An 18,779-nucleotide genomic window follows, 5' to 3' on the forward strand; every position below is an offset into this window, starting at 1 on the left:
GCAGTGAGAGCAGGATGTCGTCCGCTCGCTTACACGTTCGGCATCATGCTTTGGCCAACACCGCTTGACAGCCTTGCCGCTTTGCACGTAGCTTGTAACCAATTAGTTATTTGCGCAAGCGAAACTAGTTTGGAAGCGTGTGGAGGCGCTTCCCTTTGGAGGAGGAAAGAAATGACTCTACGTGTAAGCAGGCGTAATTTCGTTGCGGGAAGCGCCGCGCTTCTGTCGCTCTCGGCGCTCGGAACCAGCGCCTTGGCACAGGAAAAGCGCCTGCGTCTCCTGTGGTGGGGCTCGCAGCCGCGCGCCGACCGCACCAACAAGGTATCGCAGCTCTATCAGACCAAGAATCCGGGGACGTCGATCACCGGCGAGTTCCTGGGCTGGGGCGACTACTGGCCGCGCCTTGCGACCCAGGTCGCGGGCCGCAACGCGCCGGACGTCATCCAGATGGATTACCGTTACATCGTCCAATATGCACGGCGCGGCGCGCTCGCCCCGCTTGAATCCTATATGCCTGCCAAGCTCGATCTCGGGGATTTCGACAAGGCGCAAATTGAAGGCGGCAGCGTCGACGGCCATCTCTACGGCGTCAGCCTGGGCGCGAACTCGGCTGCGACGGTGCTGAACACCACTGCCTTCAAGGAGGCCGGCGTCGATCTGCCGACCCAGGCGACCACCTGGGAGGAATTTGGTCGCATGGGTGCTGAGATTACCAAGGCAGGCAAGCGCAAGGGCATGTTCGGCATCGCCGACGGCAGCGGCGGCGAACCACTGTTCGAAAACTGGCTGCGCCAGCGCGGCAAGGCGCTTTATACCGCCGACGGCAAGATCGGATTCGACGTGGATGACGCCTCGGAATGGTACGACATGTGGGCCAAGTTCCGTGCGTCCGGCGCCTGCGTTCCGGCAGATATCCAGGCTCTCGACAAAAACGATATCGAAACCAACACGGTGTCGCTTGGCAAGGCTGCGGCCGGTTTTGCCCATTCCAACCAGTTCGTCGCCTATCAGGCAATGAACAAGGATAAGCTGGCACTGACCAACTACATGCGCATCAAGCCGGATTCGAAGGGCGGCCACTATCGCAAGCCGTCGATGTTCTTCTCGGTTTCGGCCCAGTCGAAATCCGTGGACCTGGCGGTCGATTACGTCAATTTCTTCGTCAAGAATCCCGAGGCAGCGGTTCTGCTCGACGTCGAACGCGGCATCCCGGAATCCGCTGCCATGCGCGAGGTCGTAGCAGCTAAGCTCGACGAGAATGGCAAGGTCCCGCTGGAATATGTCAGCGGCCTTGGCGACCTCGCCGGCAAATTGCCGCCGCCCCCGCCGGCCGGTGCCGGTGAAGGCGAACTCATGCTGCGCAACATCGCCGAACAGGTCGGGTTCGGGCAGTTATCTCCCGCCGATGGCGGCAAACAACTTGTTGATGAAATCACGCAGATTCTCGCACGAGGCTGATCCCGTATGAGCAATGCGATGCGCACGCCCGCAGGGGCCATACCAGTGGAAAGATATCAAGGCGCAGTGGCCGAGGGACGCTTCAGGCGTCTCTGGAACGCCAACGCGCCCGGCTATCTCTTCCTCCTTCCGTGGCTTATCGGCTTTTTCGGGCTGACGCTCGGGCCGGCCCTGATTTCGCTCTACCTCTCCTTCACCGACTTCGACATGCTGCAGTCGCCGCGGTGGGTGGGAATTGCGAATTACGTGCGCATCGCCACGGCGGATCCGAAATTTTCCGCCGCCATGCACGTCACCCTGACTTATGTCGTCTTCTCGGTGCCGTTCAAGCTGACCTTTGCCTTGCTGGTCGCCATGGCGCTAAACCGCGGCCTGCGCGGGCTGACCTTTTATCGCGCCATCTTCTACCTGCCGTCACTGCTCGGCGGCAGCGTGGCGATCGCCGTGCTCTGGCGCCAGCTTTTCGCCAGCGACGGCCTCGTCAACGCCGCGCTCGCCCAGATCGGCATCGAAGGACCAAGCTGGATCTCGCATCCGAACTATTCGATCTATACGCTGGTGGCGCTGTCCGTCTGGCAGTTCGGTTCGCCGATGATCATCTTCCTCGCCGGCCTGCGCCAGATCCCGCAGGATATGTATGAGGCGGCAAGTCTCGACGGCGCCTCGAAATTCCGTCAATTCTACAAGATCACGCTGCCGCTTCTGACGCCGGTGATCTTCTTCAACGCCGTCGTCCAGACGATCGAAGCCTTCAAGGCCTTCACGCCGGCCTTCATCATATCGGGCGGCACGGGTGGGCCGATCAATTCGACGCTATTCTACACGCTCTACCTCTATCAGGAAGCCTTCGGCAATTTCCGCATGGGCTACGCCTCGGCGCTCGCCTGGATCCTGGTGGTGATCATCGCGATCTTCACCGCCTTCTCCTTCCTGACCTCGCGTTATTGGGTGCATTACGATGACTGAGATGACCGCTCCCGTCACCGCGGCCAGGCCGCCATCGGACATCACGAAACGCAGCCTGCCCGGGTCACTCATGATCCACGCCCTGCTGATCGCCGCCTCGCTTCTGATGCTCTATCCGCTGTTGTGGATGGTCTCGGCATCGGTCAGGCCGGAAACCGAGATCTTTTCGTCGACCTCGCTCATTCCGTCCTCGATCGATTTCTCGTCCTATGCGCGCGGTTGGGTCGGCCTCGATGTCAGCTTCGGCCGGTTCTTCTGGAATTCGCTCGTCATCTCGCTGCTGGTGGTTACCGGCAATGTCATTGCCTGTTCGCTGACGGCCTTCGCCTTTGCGCGGCTGCGTTTTGCCGGCCGGAATTTCTGGTTCGCGATCATGCTCGGCACGCTGATGATCCCCTATCACGTGACGCTGATCCCGCAATATGTGCTCTTCCTCAACCTTGGCTGGGTCAATACCATCCTGCCGCTCGTCGTGCCGAAGTTCCTGGCAAGCGACGCCTTCTTCATCTTTCTGATGGTGCAGTTCTTCCGCGGCATCCCGCGTGAACTCGACGAGGCGGCGATGATGGATGGCTGCAGCGCCTGGCGGATCTATTGGAAGATCATGCTGCCGCTGTCGCTGCCGGTGCTGGCAACGGCCGCCATCTTCTCCTTCATCTGGACCTGGGACGATTTCTTCGGACCACTGATCTACCTGAACGACATGAACACCTACACGATCCAGCTCGGCCTGCGCACCTTCGTGGATTCCACCAGCGCGTCGGATTGGGGTGGTCTCTTCGCCATGTCGACCCTGACGCTGGTGCCGGTGTTCTTCTTCTTCCTGTTCTTCCAACGCCTGCTGATCGAAGGCATCGCCACGACCGGCATGAAACGCTGATGGCAGTAGTGGAAAAGAGTGACATGAGCATCAAGACCGTCGCGATCGTCGGCTGCGGCATCGGCCGTTCGCATATTGTCGAAGGCTATCTGCCGCATTCCGACAAGTTCAAGGTGACGGCGATCTGCGATCTGAACGAAGAACGCCTGGCGGCCGTCGGCGACGAGTTCGGCATCGAACGCCGCACCACCTCTTTCCAGGCGCTGCTGGCCGACGACACGATCGACATCATCGATATCTGCACCCCTCCCGGCATCCATCTGGAACAGGTGGTCGCGGCCCTGGCGGCCGGCAAGCACGTCGTCTGCGAAAAGCCGCTGACGGGCTCCCTTGCCGGGGTCGATACCATCATGGAGGCGGAAAAAACCGCCAAAGGCGTGCTGATGCCGATCTTCCAGTACCGCTACGGCGACGGCATCCAGAAGGCCAAGCGGATCATCGATGCCGGCATTGCCGGCAAGCCCTATACGGCATCTGTCGAAACCTTCTGGCTGCGCAAGCCCGAATATTACGCCGTGCCCTGGCGCGGCAAATGGGCGACGGAGCTTGGCGGCGTGCTCGTCACCCATGCCTTGCATCTGCATGATATGCTGATGCATTTGATGGGCCCGGCGGCAAGGGTTTTCGGCCGGGTGGCCACCCGTGTCAACGATATCGAGGTCGAGGACTGCGCCTCCGCCAGCCTGCTGATGGAAAACGGCGCCTTCGTCTCGCTGTCCTGCACGCTCGGTTCGCAGGAACAGATCAGCCGGCTGAGACTGCATTTTGAAAACGTCACCTTCGAAAGCACGCACGAACCCTACACGCCAGGCAAGGATCCCTGGAAAATCATCGCCGCCAACGATGACGTCCGCGAAAAGATCGATCGGGTGGTCGGCGACTGGCAGCCCGTCGCGCCGCGTTTCACCACACAGATGGGCCAGTTCCATGCCTTCCTCAGCGGCCAGGGGCCGTTGCCGGTGACATCGAAGGATGCGCGCCGCGCGCTGGAACTCGTCACCGCCATCTACCAGTCATCGGACAGCGGCGCCGAAGTGCCGCTGCCGGTCGGTCCCGACAGTCCCAAATACGCCGATTGGCGCGCAAGAACGAAGTAACCTGCAAAAGAGAGGGTTTTGAGACGATGGCAACCAGTGTCGTTCTTCAGAAGGTCGAGAAGCGCTACGGCTCGCTGGATGTGATCCATGGCATCGACCTGGCGATCGATCCCGGCGAATTCGTCGTTTTCGTCGGCCCCTCGGGCTGTGGGAAATCGACCCTTCTGCGCATGATCGCCGGCCTCGAGGAGATCACCGGTGGGGCGCTGCTGCTCGACAGCGAGCGCATGAACGAGGTGGCGCCGGCCAAGCGCGGCATCGCCATGGTCTTCCAGTCCTATGCGCTCTATCCCCACATGTCGGTTTACAAGAACCTCGCTTTCGGCCTGGAGACGGCCGGTTACAAGAAGGCCGAGATCCAGCCGAAGGTGAAGCGCGCCGCCGAAATCCTGCAGATCGAGAAGCTGCTGGAGCGCAAGCCGAAGGCGCTCTCCGGCGGCCAACGCCAGCGCGTGGCGATCGGCCGCGCCATCGTGCGCGAGCCACGCATCTTCCTGTTCGACGAACCGCTGTCGAACCTCGATGCCGAACTGCGTGTGCAGATGCGTGTCGAGATCTCCCGCCTGCACCGGCAGCTTGGCAACACCATGATCTACGTCACCCATGACCAGGTCGAGGCGATGACGATGGCCGACAAGATCGTCGTCTTGAATTCCGGCCGCATCGAGCAGGTCGGCGCGCCGCTCGATCTCTACAACAACCCGGCCAACCGCTTCGTCGCCGGCTTTATCGGCAGCCCGAAGATGAACTTTTTGCAGGCGCGCATCGAAGAGGTCGGCGGGGCCGAAACCAGTATTCATGTCTGCGGCAATTCCGTCCGCCTGCCGCGCCGGCTGAGGGGCGAGGCCGGCGAGGCCGTCACCTTCGGCATCCGCCCCGAGCATCTGTCCCTCACGCAGGGCACCATCACGCTTTCGACCGTCAATGTCGATCTCGTCGAAAATCTCGGCGGCGCCACCATGCTCTATACGACGACGCCGGACGGACAGCTCCTGACGATTGCCCTCGACGGTCAGCAGAAGGTCGAGCGTGGCACCAATGTGCAGGCCTTCTTCGATCCGGCCCGCTGCCACGTCTTCGACGCTGCCGGCAAGACGATCTGACCCTATAGCCCCTTCGCGCGTCCGGAAGGACGCGCGCCGCGGCTTGACAGCCTATCCCGCTCTGCCCCATCATTTTGCAAGCGCCGCAAGGGGGATAGCATGACGCCTGAGGATAGGATTCATGCGCTTGGCATCTGGCAGGGTCCGATTGAAATTTCGCCAATATCCGGTGGCATCACCAACAGGAACTATCTGGTTAGCGATGCCGTCGTGCGCTGCGTGGTGAGACTCGGCGCCGATATTCCGATCCACCACATCATCAGGCAGAACGAGCTTGCCGCAAGCCGCGCGGCGCATGCCGCCGGCCTGTCGCCTGCCGTCATCCACCATTCGCCCGGGGTGCTGGTGCTCGACTATGTCGAGGCGCGGGCGCTGTCGCCCGAGGATATCAGGGCACCTGACATGCTGGCCCGGGTCGTGCCGCTGCTGCGCGCCTGCCACCATGACATCGCGCGGCATTTCCGCGGCCCGGCGATGATCTTCTGGGTCTTCCACGTCATCCGCGATTACGCCGCTAGCCTGAAGGAATCGGGCAGCCTCCACCTTCCGCTGCTGCCGGCGTTGATCGGCAAGGCCGAGATGCTGGAAGCAGCGGCAGGGCCGTTCGAGATCGCCTTCGGCCATAACGATTTGCTGGCCGCCAATTTTCTCGATGACGGCAAGCGGCTCTGGCTGATCGACTGGGATTATGCCGGCTTCAACACGCCGCTGTTCGATCTCGGCGGATTGGCCTCCAACAACGAGTTCTCGCAAGCCGCCGAGCAGATGATGCTCGAGAGCTATTTCGACCGGCCGCTGACCGATGAGCTGAGCCGCCGCTACGGCGCGATGAAATGCGCCTCGCTGCTGCGCGAGACGCTCTGGAGCATGATTTCGGAAATCCACTCCACCATCGATTTCGACTATGCCGCCTATACGGCCGAGAATCTGGCGCGCTTCGAGCGCGCCTATCAAGCCTTTGAACAGGATCCATAAATGACGAGACAATTACCGAAGACGGCAAAGGCCGTGGTCATCGGCGGCGGCATCATCGGCTGCTCGACAGCCTATCATCTCGGCAAGCTCGGCTGGACCGATACCGTGCTGCTCGAACGCAAGAAGCTGACCTCGGGCACCACCTTTCATGCCGCCGGACTCGTCGGCCAGCTGCGCACCAGCGCCAACATCACCCAGTTGCTCGGCTACTCCGTCGATCTCTACAAGCGGCTGGAAGAGGAAACGGGCCTCGGCACCGGCTGGAAGATGAACGGCGGCCTGCGCCTTGCCTGCAACGAGGAGCGCTGGACGGAGGTCAAGCGCCAGGCGACCACCGCCCAGTCCTTCGGCCTCGAAATGCAGTTGCTGACGCCGCAGGAGGCTTTCGATCTCTGGCCGCTGATGACGATTGACGATCTCGTCGGCGCCGCCTTCCTTCCGACGGACGGTCAGGCCAATCCTTCCGATATCACCCAGGCGCTGGCGAAAGGCGCCCGCATAGCAGGCGTTTCGATCTTCGAGGATACCGAAGTCCTCGACCTCGAGATCGACAAGGGACGAATCCGCGCCGTTGTGACCGCCGAGGGACGTATCGAATGCGAGCGCGTCGTCGTCTGCGCCGGCCAATGGACGCGTGCCTTTGGCCAGCGTTTCGGCGTCAACGTGCCGCTGGTCTCGGTCGAGCACCAATATATCATCACCGAATCCTTCGGCGTGCCCTCCAACCTGCCGACGCTGCGCGATCCCGATCGCCTGACCTATTACAAGGAGGAGGTCGGCGGCATCATCATGGGCGGCTATGAGCCCAATCCCATTCCCTGGGCGAAGCAGGGCATCCCGGAGGGTTTCCATTACACGCTGCTGGATAGCAATTTCGACCATTTCGAGCAGATCATGGAACAAGCGCTCGGCCGCGTTCCGGCGCTGGAGGATGTCGGCGTCAAGCAGTTGCTGAACGGCCCGGAAAGTTTTACGCCTGACGGTAACTTCATTCTCGGTGAGGCGCCGGAGCTGAAGAACTTCTTCGTCGGCGCCGGTTTCAACGCCTTCGGCATTGCCTCGGCCGGCGGCGCCGGCATGGCGCTCGCCGAATGGGTGACGAAGGGCGAGCCGCCCTATGATCTCTGGCCGGTCGACCTCCGCCGCTTCGGTCGCCCGCACTTCGATACCGACTGGGTGCGCACCCGCACGCTCGAAGCCTATGGCAAGCACTACACCATGGCCTGGCCTTTCGAGGAGCATTCGAGCGGCCGCCCCTGCCGCAAATCGCCGCTCTATGACCGGCTGAAGGCGCAAGGCGCCTGTTTCGGCGAAAAGCTCGGCTGGGAGCGGCCGAATTGGTTTGCCGATCTCTTCGCCAATGAGGAGCCGAAGGATATCTACAGCTACGGCAGGCAGAACTGGTTCGATGCCGTCGGCCGCGAGCATAAGGCGGTGCGCGAGGCGGCCGTCATCTTCGACCAGACCTCCTTCGCCAAATTCGTGCTGAAGGGCAGGGATGCCGAGGCGGCGCTCTCCTGGATTGCCGCCAACGATGTTGCAAGGCCCGTGGGATCGCTCATCTACACGCAGATGCTGAACGACAAGGGCGGAATCGAATGCGATCTGACCGTCGCCCGCATCGCCGAGGACGAATATTACATCGTCACCGGCACCGGTTTCGCCACCCACGACTTCAATTGGATCGCCCGCAATATTCCGGCGGAGATGCACGCCGAGCTGGTCGAGGTCACCTCGGCCTATTCCGTGCTGTCGCTGATGGGACCGAATGCACGCGCGGTGCTGGAAAAGGTGACAGGTAGCGATGTCTCGAATACCGCCTTCCCCTTCGGTCAGGTCAGAACCATCGGCATATCGGGCTGCCCAGTGCGGGCGCTACGCATCACCTATGTCGGCGAGCTCGGCTACGAACTGCACGTCCCGATCGAATATGCGACCACGGCCTATGACGTGCTGATGGCATCAGGCGGCGAGCTCGGGCTTGTCAATGCCGGCTACCGAGCCATCGAGAGCTGCCGCCTGGAAAAGGGATATCGCGCCTGGGGGTCCGATATCGGCCCCGACCATACGCCCGTCGAGGCCGGCCTCGGCTGGGCGGTGAAGATCAGGAAGAACATTCCGTTCCGCGGCCGCGAGGCGATCGAGCGGCAGCTTGCGGACGGCGTGAAGAAGCGCCTCGCCTGCTTTGTCCCTGACGATCCCGATACCGTGCTGCTCGGCCGTGAAACCATCTATCGCAACGGCAAACGTGTCGGCTGGCTCTCGAGCGGCGGCTTCGGTTATACGCTTGGGAAGGCGATCGGCTACGGCTATGTCCGCGACCCGGAGGGCGTGACGGAGGATTTCGTTCTCGCCGGCACTTATGAACTCGATGTCGCCAGGGAGCGCATTCCCTGCAAGGTGTCGCTGGCGCCGCTCTACGATCCCGATATGATGCGGGTGAAGGCTTGACCATGCGGTATGGCGGAGAAGAAAGAGCAACCCCGAACTTCCTGTGCTCGTCACAGGAATCCAGCCACCGCGCGTCTGCGCGGTGAATGACTTCCCACGGCCTGAATAGAGTTCCCCGCGCCCAGGGACTTGGGCGCACTGGATCCCTGTGACGAGCACAGCGATGACGGAGGAGAGGGTATGCCGTGTGGCACACCCTCTCTTTTGCCGAAAAGACTCACACTTCTTAAAACAGCGGCAGCCGGTCGTCCTGGATTAGGATCTCCAACTTGTCCGAGACATCCTGCGTCCAGGCCCGATGTCCGGTCAAAGCCGCCGGGAAAAGGCCGGGGAGGGTGAAGAGCGCCGCCGAAATCGCCGGGCCGGTGCGCGGGACGTCGGCAATCAGCGCGGCGATCTCAGCAGCGCGGGGATCGCGCAGCTCATAGCGCTCGCCATTGCCATGTTCGCCGGTCGCATAACGCATCCACGCCGCGACGGCGATCGCGTAGGTCTCCGCCCGGTCGCCAAGGGCAAGCGCCTCGCATGCCGGCTCCAGCAGCCGCTGTGGCAGTTTCTGCGTGCCGTCCATGGCGATTTGATAGGTGCGGTGCGCGATCGCCTTATTTGCAAAGCGTGCTATCAATTCATTGGCGTAGTCATCGAGATCGATGCCCGGCACCGCGTCCAGTGTGCGCGCCGCCGCGTGCATGTGGCGGTAGGCAAGCGCCGCCAGGCCGGCATCATCCATAACGTCTCGGATGAATTCATAGCCGCCGATATAACCGAGATAGGCGAGCAGCGAATGGGCTCCGTTCAGCATCCTGAGCTTCATTTTTTCGTAAGCCGAGACTTCCTCGACCATCAGCGCGCCGCGTACCTTTTCCCAGGCCGGACGGCCATTGGCGAAATGGTCTTCGATGACCCATTGCGTAAAGGGTTCCGTCTCGACCGCCGCCATGTCGGTGCGGCCCGTCAGCCGCTCGGCATCGGCATAGGTCGCTTCGGTGCTTGCCGGCGTGATGCGGTCGACCATCGTCGAGGGGAAGGGCACATTCGCTTCGATCCAGCGATGCAGGTCGGCATCGATGCGCGAAGTGAATTCCAGCACGAGGCGTTTCAGCACGGCGCCGTTGCTCGGCAGATTGTCGCAGCTGAGCGGCGTAAAGGGGGCGATGCCCTTCTGCCGTCGGCGCGCCAGTCCTTCGACGAGATAGCCGATGACGCCGCGCGGCGCATGCCGATTGGCGAGGTCGGCAACGACATCGGGATGCTTGAGGTCGAGGCCGCCGGTTGCGGGATCGAAGCCATAGGCCTTTTCCGTGACCGTCATACTGACGATGCGGATGGCAGGGTCCTCGAGCCGCGCCAGCAGGCCGGCCGGATCGCGTGGCGCCACATGCGCCTTCAGGATCGAGCCGATCACTTCGGCCGTCGTGCCTGATGTATCGCGGATCAGCATCGTATAAAGCCCGTTCTGGGCGGAGAGATTGTCCGCGACATCGGGCGTGCGCAGGCTCGCCACCTCAATGCCCCAGTCGCCGCCGGCTGCTGCGAGTGCAGCATCCGTGAAGGGCGCGAAATGGGCGCGGAAGAAGGCGCCCGGGCCGAGATGCAGGATGCCAGCCTTCAGCGCATTCCTGTTATAGGCGGGAAGCTTCGCCGTCGGCGCAAGGCCGGTCACGTTCTGCAGTCTGTCGCTCACAGCTTGTAGGCCTTCTTTGCATTGTCATAGGAGAGTTCGCGCGCCACGATCTCGGCTTCCTTCCCGGAAATCCGATGCTCGGCTGCGAGTTGAGCGAGGAAGCGGCAGACTTCACGGCGCCAGACGTCGTGGCGGGCCGGGATCGACAGCAGCGCCCGCGTGTCATCGTTGAAACCTGCCATATTGGCGAAACCGGCCGTCTCTACCACCTGGTCGAGATAGCGACGGATGCCGAGCGGGCTGTCATGGAACCACCAGGGCGGACCCACCATCAGGCAGGCCCAATGGCCGGCCATCGGCGCCAGCTCTCGCGCATAGGTCGTCTCGTCGAGCGTGAAAAGCAGGATGCGCAGGCCCGGCGCATGGCCATATTTGGAAAGCAGCGCATTCAAGCCGCCGACCCAGTCCGTGCGTGTCGGGATATCGGCGCCCATATTGGGGCCGCGGGTGGCAAAGAGTCCGCTGTCGGTATTGCGTCGCGAGCCGGCATGGATCTGCATCACCATGCCGTCCTCGGCCGAGAGACCGGCCATCTCGGTCATCATCTGGCCGCGGAAAAGCTCGGCCTCAACAGCCGAAAGCGGGCCCTTCAATGCCTTGTCGAGCAACGCCTGCTTTTCGGCCAGCGGCAGATCAGCGGTGAAGGCTGTCGGCACGCCGTGATCGGTGGCAGTCGCGCCGAACTTGCGGAAATAGGCGCGCCGGCGCCGATGCGCCTCGATCAGGCCGTCCCAGTTCGTCACGTCGGCGCCGGTGATTTCTCCGAACTTGAGGAGATTGTGGCGGAAACCGACGGCATCAGGATCGGTGACGCTGTCCGGCCGGTAGGTGGTGCGCACCTTACCGATCCAGCCCTCCGCCGCCATCTTCTGGTGATGGACAAGCGGGTCGAGCGCACCTTCGGTCGTCGCGATCGTTTCGATGCCGAATCGCTGATGCAGCGCCCGCGGGCGGAATTCGGGACGGGCGAGCTGGGCATTGATGTGATCGTAAAGCGCATCCGCATTATCCGCCGTCAGCGGTTCGGTGCAGCCGAGCACGGCCGACATTGCATGATCAACCCAGAGGCTCGAGGGCGTTCCGCGGAAGAGATGGTAATGCTTGGCAAAGGTCCGCCAGATCGCCCGCCCCTCAGCCACCGGCTTGCCGTCGAGCCTGGGAACACCGAGCTCGTCCAAGGTGACGCCGACGCTGTGCAGCATGCGGAAAAGATAGTGATCGGGAATGACCAGCAGCGAAGCGGCGTCTTCAAAAGGCTTATCGTCGGCGAACCAGGACGGTTCGGTGTGCCCATGCGGGCTGACGATCGGAAGATTGCGCACCGTCTCGTAGAGGTCTCGCGCGATGGTCCGTGTCGCCGGGTCGGCCGGAAAGAGCCGGTCCGGATGAAGAAAGCCGTTGCCTGCATCCATCAGTATTCCTCCCTGATGGATTAGGGCCTACCCCACTACATCGGGCACGGCAAGGTCTTTCAGTAACCAAACGGTTCAGTTTTGCGCATGGCCGCGCCGGGGATCGAAAACATTGACGCGGCGGCCTATTTCCGGTTTGGGAGAACCATCTGTTCTGCCGGTGTCGGCAAAGGAGGATCGATGTCCGACGAGACCAACCGCATCACCCGGCTGGAGGAAATGCTGGCCCATCAGGCAAAGACGATCGAGGAGCTTTCCGATCAGCTCGCCGAACAATGGAAGAGCGTGGAGCAGATGCGCACCAAGCTCGAACGGTTGACAGAACGCTTCCTGTCGCTGGAGGAGCAGTCGCTGGACGCGCCGGCCATCACTCGTCCGCCGCATTATTGAAAACACGCGGCGGAATGCCGCGTGCTCTCGGTACAGGGGCCGATCAGACGCCGCCAATGCAGAGATATTTCATCTCTAGATAATCGTCGGCGCCATGGCGGGAGCCCTCGCGGCCGAGACCGGATTGCTTGATGCCGCCGAAGGGCGCCGTCTCGGATGACATCAGCCCGGTATTGATGCCGATCATGCCGTATTCCAGCGCCTCCGCCACCCGCCAGACCTTCTTCAGGTCACCGGCATAGAAGTAGGCGGCCAGGCCGAATTCGGTGTCGTTGGCCTGAGCGATGACGTCCTCGGCCGTCTCGAAGCGGAAGAGCGGCGCCACCGGCCCGAAGGTTTCCTCGCGCGCCACCGTCATGCCGCGGGTCACGTCGGTCAGCACCGTCGGCGCAAAGAAGGTGCCGGCGCCGTCGATGCGCTTGCCGCCGGTCAGAACCTTGGCGCCCTTGGCCAGCGCGTCGCCGACATGATCCTCCACCTTGGCAAGACCCTGCTCGTCGATCAGCGGCCCGATCTCGACACCGGGCTTGAACCCGTCCCCGACCGACAACTCGGCGACCTTGGCGGCAAGCTTCGCGGCAAAGGCGTCATAGACGCTGGACTGGATATAGAGGCGGTTGGCGCAAACGCAGGTCTGGCCGGCATTGCGATATTTGGAGGCGATCGCGCCCTCGACGGCGGCGTCGAGATCGGCATCGTCGAAGACAATGAACGGCGCGTTGCCACCGAGCTCCAGGCTCACCTTCTTGATCTGGTCAGCGCATTGCCGCATCAGGATGCGGCCGACTTCCGTCGAGCCGGTGAAGCTGATCTTGCGCACTTTCTCATTGCCGCAGAGCTCTCGGCCGATTGCCGGCCCGTCGAGCCCGACGATCAGATTGAAGACGCCGGCGGGAATGCCGGCCTGTTCGGCGAGCACGGCGAGGGCAATCGCCGTCAGCGGAGTCTGCTCGGCCGGCTTCGAGACGACAGTGCAGCCGACGGCAAGCGCCGGGGCGATCTTGCGGGCAATCATCGCCGCCGGGAAATTCCACGGTGTGATCGTGCCGACGACGCCGACCGGCTGCTTGATGACGATCATGCGCTTATCCTGGGAAGGCGCCGGGATCGTCTCGCCGTAGATGCGCTTGGCCTCTTCCGCATACCATTCGATATAGGCGGCGGCATAAAGGATCTCACCGCGCGCTTCGGGGAAGGGCTTGCCCATTTCGGCCGTCAGGATCGCCGCGAGCGCGTCGGCATTGGCGACGATCAGGTCGAACCATTTGCGCAGGATCTGGCTGCGTTCCTTGGCGGGGCGGGCAGCCCAGGCCGGCTGGGCAGCATAGGCCGCATCGATCGCCGCCCGCGTTTCGGCTGCGCCCATATCGGGGAGGGAGGCGAGCAGCTCGCCGGTTGCCGGGTTCAGAACGTCGAAGGTCTTTGCGGCGTCGCCCGACGTCGTCCAGACGCCGTTGATATAGCCGGCATCGCGCAGCAGCGGCGAGGAAAAGGCAATGTGCCTGGTCAGTGCGGTAGTGAAAGCCATATCATATCTCCTTGGGAGCGGCTGCCGATCGCCGGCGCCATTGAAATCCGGGTTCGATCGGCGCTAGCTGGCGGCACTCGCCTCCAGCATCGAGGTCTCGAGAATGTCGAGCGCCTCGCCGAAGACCTCGTCCTGGATGGTGATCGGCGCGAGGAAGCGGATGACGTTTCCATGGACGCCGCAGGTGAGCAGGATCAGCCCCTTGTCGAGCGCTGTCAGCCGCACCTTGTTGGCGAAATCAGCACTCGGCAATCCCGTCCTCCGGTCATTGAATTCGACGGCGTTCATGAAGCCCGGTCCGCGAATATCGGCGATCTCCGGCACCTTTTCACGCAAGGATTCCAGCCGCTGCTTCAGCCGCCCGCCGAGCAGGTTCGCTCGGTTGCAGAGATCCTCCTCCTTGATGACGTCGAGGACGGCATGGGCAGCGGCGATACCGAGCGGATTGCCGCCATAGGTGCCGCCGAGCCCGCCCGGCCCCGGCGCGTCCATGATTTCGGCGCGGCCGGTGACGGCAGCAAGTGGGAAGCCGCCGGCGAGGCTTTTCGCCATCGTCGTCAGGTCGGCGGCCACCTCGTGGTGATCCATCGCGAACATCTTGCCGGTGCGGGCAAAACCGGTCTGCACCTCATCGGCGATCAGCAGGATGCCATGCTGGTCGCAAAGTTCGCGCAGGGCTTTCATGAAGGCTGCGGTCGCCGGATAGAAGCCGCCTTCACCCTGCACCGGCTCGAGGATGATGGCTGCGACACGCTGCGGATCGACATCGGCGGCGAAGAGTTTCTTCAGCGCCGCAAGCGACTGATCGACGGAGACGCCATGCAGTTCGACGGGGAAAGGAACATGGAAGACATCGCCGGGCATCGCGCCGAAGCCGACCTTGTAGGGCACGACCTTGCCGGTCAGCGCCATGCCCATGAAGGTGCGGCCGTGGAAGCCGCCGCCGAAGGCGATGACGGCCGAGCGGCCGGTCGCGGCACGGGCGATCTTGACGGCGTTCTCGACCGCCTCGGCGCCAGTGGTGACGAAGATGGTCTTTTTCTGGAAATCGCCGGGCACCAGCGCGTTCAAGCGCTCGGCGAGGCTGACGTAGTTCTCGTAGGGCACCACCTGGTGGCAGGTATGGGTGAAGCGGTCGAGCTGATCCTTGACCGCCGCAATGACCTTGGGGTGGCGGTGGCCGGTGTTGAGCACGGCGATGCCGGCGGCGAAATCGATATAGCGGCGGCCCTCCTTGTCCCAGATTTCGGCATTCTCTGCGCGATCCGCATAGATCTGGGTAGTCATGCCGACGCCGCGTGAAATCGCGGCGTTCTTCCGGTCGGTAAGGCTTGTCGCGGTCATCGATCTGCTCCCGTGTTGAAGGTTTTTGGAATTATCTTGCATAAGTTCTGTAAGATTCTCTGGAAATTCCTACATTTTTTCTGCAAGAAAACAAGCGGCATTTTTTGCTTCAAACATCACGCGATTTGATGAATGCTCGCGCAACGAGAATCGGGGTATTGGCTGATGAGTGACAACGGGCCTGTGCGCTACAAGGTAGCGGAGGCCGCGCGGCTGGCGGGGGTCTCCGCCTCGACGCTGCGCCTCTGGGAAAGCCAGGGCCTGGTCGTTCCCGGCCGCTCCGAAACCGGCCATCGGCAATATAGCGCCGACGACGTGGCGCGGCTGAAGCGCATCTCCTGGTACCGGGTCGAGCGCGGTCTCAATCCGGCAGCAATCCGAGAGGCGCTGGAGAGCGAGGAACCCTCCGCGGACAGTGCCGAACCCGGCCAGGATTCCGGCCTCGGCCGGAAACTGCGGAGCCTCCGCCACGCCGCAGGCAAGACCCTCGATCAGGTGGCCGGTGATATTGGCATCACCGCGTCGACGCTCTCGACGCTGGAGCGCACCTCGCAAGGCGTCGGGTTCAAGACGCTGCACGACCTCGCCGAATATTACGCCACCACCGTCTCCCGCCTCTCCGGCGAGGAAAGCGTGGAGGTGCCGGCAGTGATACGCGCCGGCGAGTGGCGCACCTGGCCGGAAACGACCCCCGGGGTTACGGTGCAGTTGCTTGCCGAAGGCCGCAGGATGATGGATTGCCATCGTTTCGTGCTGGCGCCGGGCGCTGCCAGCGAGGGCGCCTATCGCCACGAAGGCGAGGAATTCATGCATGTCCTGTCCGGCCGGCTGGAACTGGTGCTCGACAGCGATCAGTTCTTCGATCTCGGCCCGGGCGATTCACTGTATTTCGAAAGCCGCCGCTACCATTCCTGGCGCAACCGCCACGATGGCGAAACCGTGCTTCTCTGGATCAACACGCCGCCGACATTCTGAACCAGCCGCAGCAGGAAGCAGTTTCGCAATGTGTGCCTTTGCGCTATAGCGCGAGTGGAGAATATCCGAACGAAAGACAGTCTCATGGCCGCCACCATCCGTTATCACGAAGGCGATATTTCCGCGGCCGACGCGGCCCGCTACACCGGCGCGATCGCGATCGATACCGAGACGCTGGGCCTGGTGCCGCGGCGGGATCGTCTCTGCGTCGTCCAGCTTTCTCCGGGTGACGGCACCGCCGACATCATCCGCATCGCGGCCGGCCAGAAAGAGGCCCCCAATCTCGTCGCTCTGCTCGAAGATCCCACGCACCAGAAGATCTTTCATTACGGCCGCTTCGATATTGCCGTGCTCTTCCATACCTTCGGCGTCACGACGAACCCGGTATTCTGCACCAAGATCGCCTCGCGCCTCTGCCGCACCTACACCGATCGCCACGGCCTCAAGGACAATCTCAAGGAAATGCTCGACGTCGATGTCTCCAAGGCGCAGCAATCGTCCGATTGGGCGGCCGAGACGCTGTCGCCGGCCCAGCTCGAATATGCCGCTTCCGACGTGCTTTACTTGCACGCGCTTCGCGACAAGCTGACGGCCCGCCTGATCCGCGACGGCCGGTTCGATCATGCCACGGCCTGCTTCGCATTCCTGCCGACGCGCGCCAAGCTCGACCTGCTCGGCTGGGAAGAGGCCGATATCTTCGCTCACAGCTGAGCGAATTGCCGTCAATCTTCACTGTCTGCGGTCGCGGGTGAACTGATCCGCCGGCGTTAGCGATTCGTTAATCTCTGTTTCTTAATATTCGATTTAATTTTTAGGCATTCGATGGCGCCGCTTGCGTCATGCGGACAGGAGGATCTGCTCGGGATGCAAGGGACCGGATGAGCGCGGTCCTTTCATAGAGCCTGCTTTCATCGTCACTTTACGAAAGGGCATGCCATGCTGACCCCCGTTCGTGCAGCGTCCAATGCAAGCTTTTCATCTCAGGGCCAGACTGCGGCGATCGTGGCCGGCAGTCCTGACCGTTCGGTGATTGCCCCCGCGCCCGTCAACGCGGTCGAGGCCACTGAGCTGAATTCCGCCATTGCCGGCAAGCTCAATATCCTGCTCCTTGCGGCGCGCGAGCGCATGGTTGAAGCCCTTTTCGATGTCATCGATGCGGCTGGCCGCTCGATCTCGCTCGATCGCGGCGAGGACGAGAGCAATTCCGCCTTCGCCTCCCGGCTCGCCGATGCCATCCGCGGGCTGCCGACCGCCAGGATCGATGAGGTCGAAGGCCAGCTGAGCGCGCAGGGGCACAGTCTGCCGCTTCGGACGATCGCGGAAGCCTTGAAGAATCCGACAGGGCCTGAGGCGGCGCGTATCATCGCCTATCTGGAAATCGTGCGCTACAAGGACCGTGATCTCGCTGCCCGCGCCGTCGTCCGATCCTATGGTCAGAACGATGCTTCGCCGATGCGCGCCGAAGCCCGGCCCGAGATCCAGCTGCATGAAGCCAGCCTGCTCGCCGCGATCCGCCAGCCGGCGGAAACGCAATCTGAACCAGCCGGCAAATTGATCGAGACCGCCCTGCTTGCGGCAAGCGAGGAAGCGGTGAGCGCCGCAGCCGTGGAAGCCGCGGATCCTGAAATTTCGCAGTCTGAAAACTGGATTCGCTCCGCTTCGGTGACAAAAGCAGAGCTTGCCCCGAAGGTCGAAGCCCGGCAATCAGTGCCGGCAGAGTCGCGTGCGGGTGACGACACGGCCGAGGTGACGGAGCCGCCGGTCATTCAGCCTCTCGCAACGTCGGAAAAAGCCGATCCTCTCATTCCCCGGAACTGGACGGGAATCCTCGCCTCCATGACCGAAGCGGTCTCCGAGATGATCGTAACCATCATCCGTGAGCAGGACGTCGAAACGGTGCAGGAGGATGGTCCCGTCGAGGCGGCGGTGGAGGTCGATGCCATTCTCGACGAGGCCGTCATCAGCGAAGCGAAGGAGACCTTGACGAGACAGCCGGCAGATCTGGCCGCTGCCGATGCTCGACAGTCCGCAATGCCCCACCTGTCTCAGATGGAACCCGGGGCCACGGCTGCGGCTGCCCGCCAGCCGAAAGAAATTGCCGCACAGCCGCAACCGATGCCGCTGCCCGACATGGCGGAGGCCTCTTATGTGCCGCTCGCGGCCAAGGTGGCGGAGGGCTTTGCCTATGCTCAGCTGCCTTATCAGTTCGCCAAGGATACGCCGTCGAACGAAAAGGCCGGTGAAACGAGCCACCAGCATCACCATCACCAGGACGGTGCGCCGCAGGACGAGCAGCAGGCGCAATCCGGCGGCGAGGATGCCGAACCCGATGCTGAAGGGGCGGAGGCGGCACCCGAGCGCAGGACGCCGAGGATGATCGATACCGAGCCGTCGGCATATCGGCCCGACACTGCAGCCGATCCGGTCTACGCGCTTTATCAGCGCATGGTCGGCTGGGAATAGCGGCTTTCATCACCTGAAAATGAAGAACCCGCCGGATCGCTCCGGCGGGTTCC

The 18,779-nt window shown here is 62.6% G+C and carries 15 protein-coding genes; 11 read left to right on the top strand and 4 right to left on the bottom strand.

Going from position 1 to position 18,779, the window contains the following annotated elements:
* The first annotated feature begins 171 nt into the window (after positions 1-171).
* From NL154_RS21460 to NL154_RS21490, 7 genes are all read left to right on the top strand, one after another.
* Positions 172-1,458: an ABC transporter substrate-binding protein gene (locus NL154_RS21460; RefSeq protein ID WP_210629684.1), complete on the top strand. Its 1,287-nt coding sequence runs from the start codon at positions 172-174 to the stop codon at positions 1,456-1,458.
* A gap of 6 nt (positions 1,459-1,464) precedes the next feature.
* Positions 1,465-2,424, top strand: coding sequence for a carbohydrate ABC transporter permease (locus NL154_RS21465; protein WP_210629683.1), 960 nt, complete (start codon positions 1,465-1,467; stop codon positions 2,422-2,424).
* The gene (locus NL154_RS21470) at positions 2,417-3,304 is read left to right on the top strand and encodes a carbohydrate ABC transporter permease (RefSeq protein WP_405047683.1); all 888 of its coding nucleotides are present in this window, start codon (positions 2,417-2,419) and stop codon (positions 3,302-3,304) included. The genes NL154_RS21465 and NL154_RS21470 overlap by 8 nt, the downstream gene beginning before the upstream one ends.
* Positions 3,304-4,401 (top strand): Gfo/Idh/MocA family protein, encoded by a 1,098-nt coding sequence (locus NL154_RS21475; protein WP_210629682.1) that lies wholly within the window; start codon positions 3,304-3,306, stop codon positions 4,399-4,401. Before NL154_RS21470 ends, NL154_RS21475 begins: the two co-directional genes overlap by 1 nt.
* Positions 4,402-4,427: 26 nt before the next feature.
* On the top strand, positions 4,428-5,504 hold the full coding sequence (locus NL154_RS21480; RefSeq protein ID WP_210629681.1) for an ABC transporter ATP-binding protein: 1,077 nt from the start codon (positions 4,428-4,430) through the stop codon (positions 5,502-5,504).
* Positions 5,505-5,603: 99 nt separating this feature from the next.
* Entirely contained in the window at positions 5,604-6,479 is an 876-nt protein-coding gene (locus NL154_RS21485; RefSeq protein WP_221147651.1) for a phosphotransferase, read from the top strand.
* A complete protein-coding gene (locus NL154_RS21490; RefSeq protein WP_434733319.1) occupies positions 6,480-8,930 on the top strand; it encodes a GcvT family protein in 2,451 nt (816 codons plus the stop codon).
* A gap of 226 nt (positions 8,931-9,156) precedes the next feature.
* Here the strand turns inward: NL154_RS21490 and NL154_RS21495 are convergent, their stop codons facing one another.
* Both NL154_RS21495 and uxaC read right to left on the bottom strand, forming a co-directional pair.
* Positions 9,157-10,614 carry a mannitol dehydrogenase family protein gene (locus NL154_RS21495; RefSeq protein WP_221147653.1) on the bottom strand — a complete coding sequence of 486 codons (1,458 nt, stop codon included), beginning with the start codon at positions 10,612-10,614 and terminating at the stop codon, positions 9,157-9,159.
* Positions 10,611-12,026 carry a glucuronate isomerase gene (gene uxaC, locus NL154_RS21500; RefSeq protein ID WP_434733320.1) on the bottom strand — a complete coding sequence of 472 codons (1,416 nt, stop codon included), beginning with the start codon at positions 12,024-12,026 and terminating at the stop codon, positions 10,611-10,613. Before uxaC ends, NL154_RS21495 begins: the two co-directional genes overlap by 4 nt.
* Before the next feature lie 180 nt (positions 12,027-12,206).
* On the opposite strand from uxaC, the gene NL154_RS21505 reads away from it, so the two are divergent.
* Entirely contained in the window at positions 12,207-12,416 is a 210-nt protein-coding gene (locus NL154_RS21505) for a SlyX family protein (RefSeq protein ID WP_210629676.1), read from the top strand.
* 43 nt (positions 12,417-12,459) lie between these two features.
* Here NL154_RS21505 and NL154_RS21510 read toward each other — a convergent pair whose 3' ends face one another.
* Positions 12,460-13,944: an NAD-dependent succinate-semialdehyde dehydrogenase gene (locus NL154_RS21510; RefSeq protein WP_434733321.1), complete on the bottom strand. Its 1,485-nt coding sequence runs from the start codon at positions 13,942-13,944 to the stop codon at positions 12,460-12,462.
* 63 nt (positions 13,945-14,007) lie between these two features.
* Entirely contained in the window at positions 14,008-15,288 is a 1,281-nt protein-coding gene (locus tag NL154_RS21515; RefSeq protein ID WP_221156149.1) for a 4-aminobutyrate--2-oxoglutarate transaminase, read from the bottom strand.
* A 165-nt stretch (positions 15,289-15,453) separates the two neighbouring features.
* Between NL154_RS21515 and NL154_RS21520 the strand changes: the two genes are divergently transcribed.
* The 3 genes from NL154_RS21520 (at position 15,454) to NL154_RS21530 (ending at position 18,726) form a co-directional block, all read left to right on the top strand.
* Positions 15,454-16,263: a MerR family transcriptional regulator gene (locus tag NL154_RS21520; RefSeq protein ID WP_210629673.1), complete on the top strand. Its 810-nt coding sequence runs from the start codon at positions 15,454-15,456 to the stop codon at positions 16,261-16,263.
* Positions 16,264-16,347: 84 nt separating this feature from the next.
* Positions 16,348-16,974 (top strand): ribonuclease D, encoded by a 627-nt coding sequence (locus tag NL154_RS21525; RefSeq protein WP_064800202.1) that lies wholly within the window; start codon positions 16,348-16,350, stop codon positions 16,972-16,974.
* Positions 16,975-17,199: 225 nt separating this feature from the next.
* Complete coding sequence (locus NL154_RS21530; protein ID WP_434733322.1) at positions 17,200-18,726, top strand: hypothetical protein; 1,527 nt, start codon at positions 17,200-17,202, stop codon at positions 18,724-18,726.
* Positions 18,727-18,779: the final 53 nt, after the last annotated feature.

Origin of the sequence: Rhizobium sp. YTUHZ044 (assembly GCF_051123975.1) — a bacterium.
Classification (GTDB): Bacteria; Pseudomonadota; Alphaproteobacteria; order Rhizobiales; family Rhizobiaceae; genus Rhizobium.

Excerpts from the sequence above, each read along its gene's own strand:
- NL154_RS21525 (WP_064800202.1), top strand. The coding sequence starts at position 16,348 with ATGGCCGCCACCATCCGTTATCACGAAGGCGATATTTCCGCGGCCGAC.
- NL154_RS21485 (WP_221147651.1), top strand. The coding sequence starts at position 5,604 with ATGACGCCTGAGGATAGGATTCATGCGCTTGGCATCTGGCAGGGTCCG.
- NL154_RS21470 (WP_405047683.1), top strand. The coding sequence starts at position 2,417 with ATGACTGAGATGACCGCTCCCGTCACCGCGGCCAGGCCGCCATCGGAC.
- NL154_RS21505 (WP_210629676.1), top strand. The coding sequence starts at position 12,207 with ATGTCCGACGAGACCAACCGCATCACCCGGCTGGAGGAAATGCTGGCC.
- uxaC (WP_434733320.1), bottom strand. The coding sequence starts at position 12,026 with ATGGATGCAGGCAACGGCTTTCTTCATCCGGACCGGCTCTTTCCGGCC.
- NL154_RS21480 (WP_210629681.1), top strand. The coding sequence starts at position 4,428 with ATGGCAACCAGTGTCGTTCTTCAGAAGGTCGAGAAGCGCTACGGCTCG.
- NL154_RS21510 (WP_434733321.1), bottom strand. The coding sequence starts at position 13,944 with ATGGCTTTCACTACCGCACTGACCAGGCACATTGCCTTTTCCTCGCCG.
- NL154_RS21520 (WP_210629673.1), top strand. The coding sequence starts at position 15,454 with ATGAGTGACAACGGGCCTGTGCGCTACAAGGTAGCGGAGGCCGCGCGG.
- NL154_RS21460 (WP_210629684.1), top strand. The coding sequence starts at position 172 with ATGACTCTACGTGTAAGCAGGCGTAATTTCGTTGCGGGAAGCGCCGCG.
- NL154_RS21515 (WP_221156149.1), bottom strand. The coding sequence starts at position 15,288 with ATGACCGCGACAAGCCTTACCGACCGGAAGAACGCCGCGATTTCACGC.
- NL154_RS21475 (WP_210629682.1), top strand. The coding sequence starts at position 3,304 with ATGGCAGTAGTGGAAAAGAGTGACATGAGCATCAAGACCGTCGCGATC.
- NL154_RS21465 (WP_210629683.1), top strand. The coding sequence starts at position 1,465 with ATGAGCAATGCGATGCGCACGCCCGCAGGGGCCATACCAGTGGAAAGA.
- NL154_RS21490 (WP_434733319.1), top strand. The coding sequence starts at position 6,480 with ATGACGAGACAATTACCGAAGACGGCAAAGGCCGTGGTCATCGGCGGC.
- NL154_RS21530 (WP_434733322.1), top strand. The coding sequence starts at position 17,200 with ATGCTGACCCCCGTTCGTGCAGCGTCCAATGCAAGCTTTTCATCTCAG.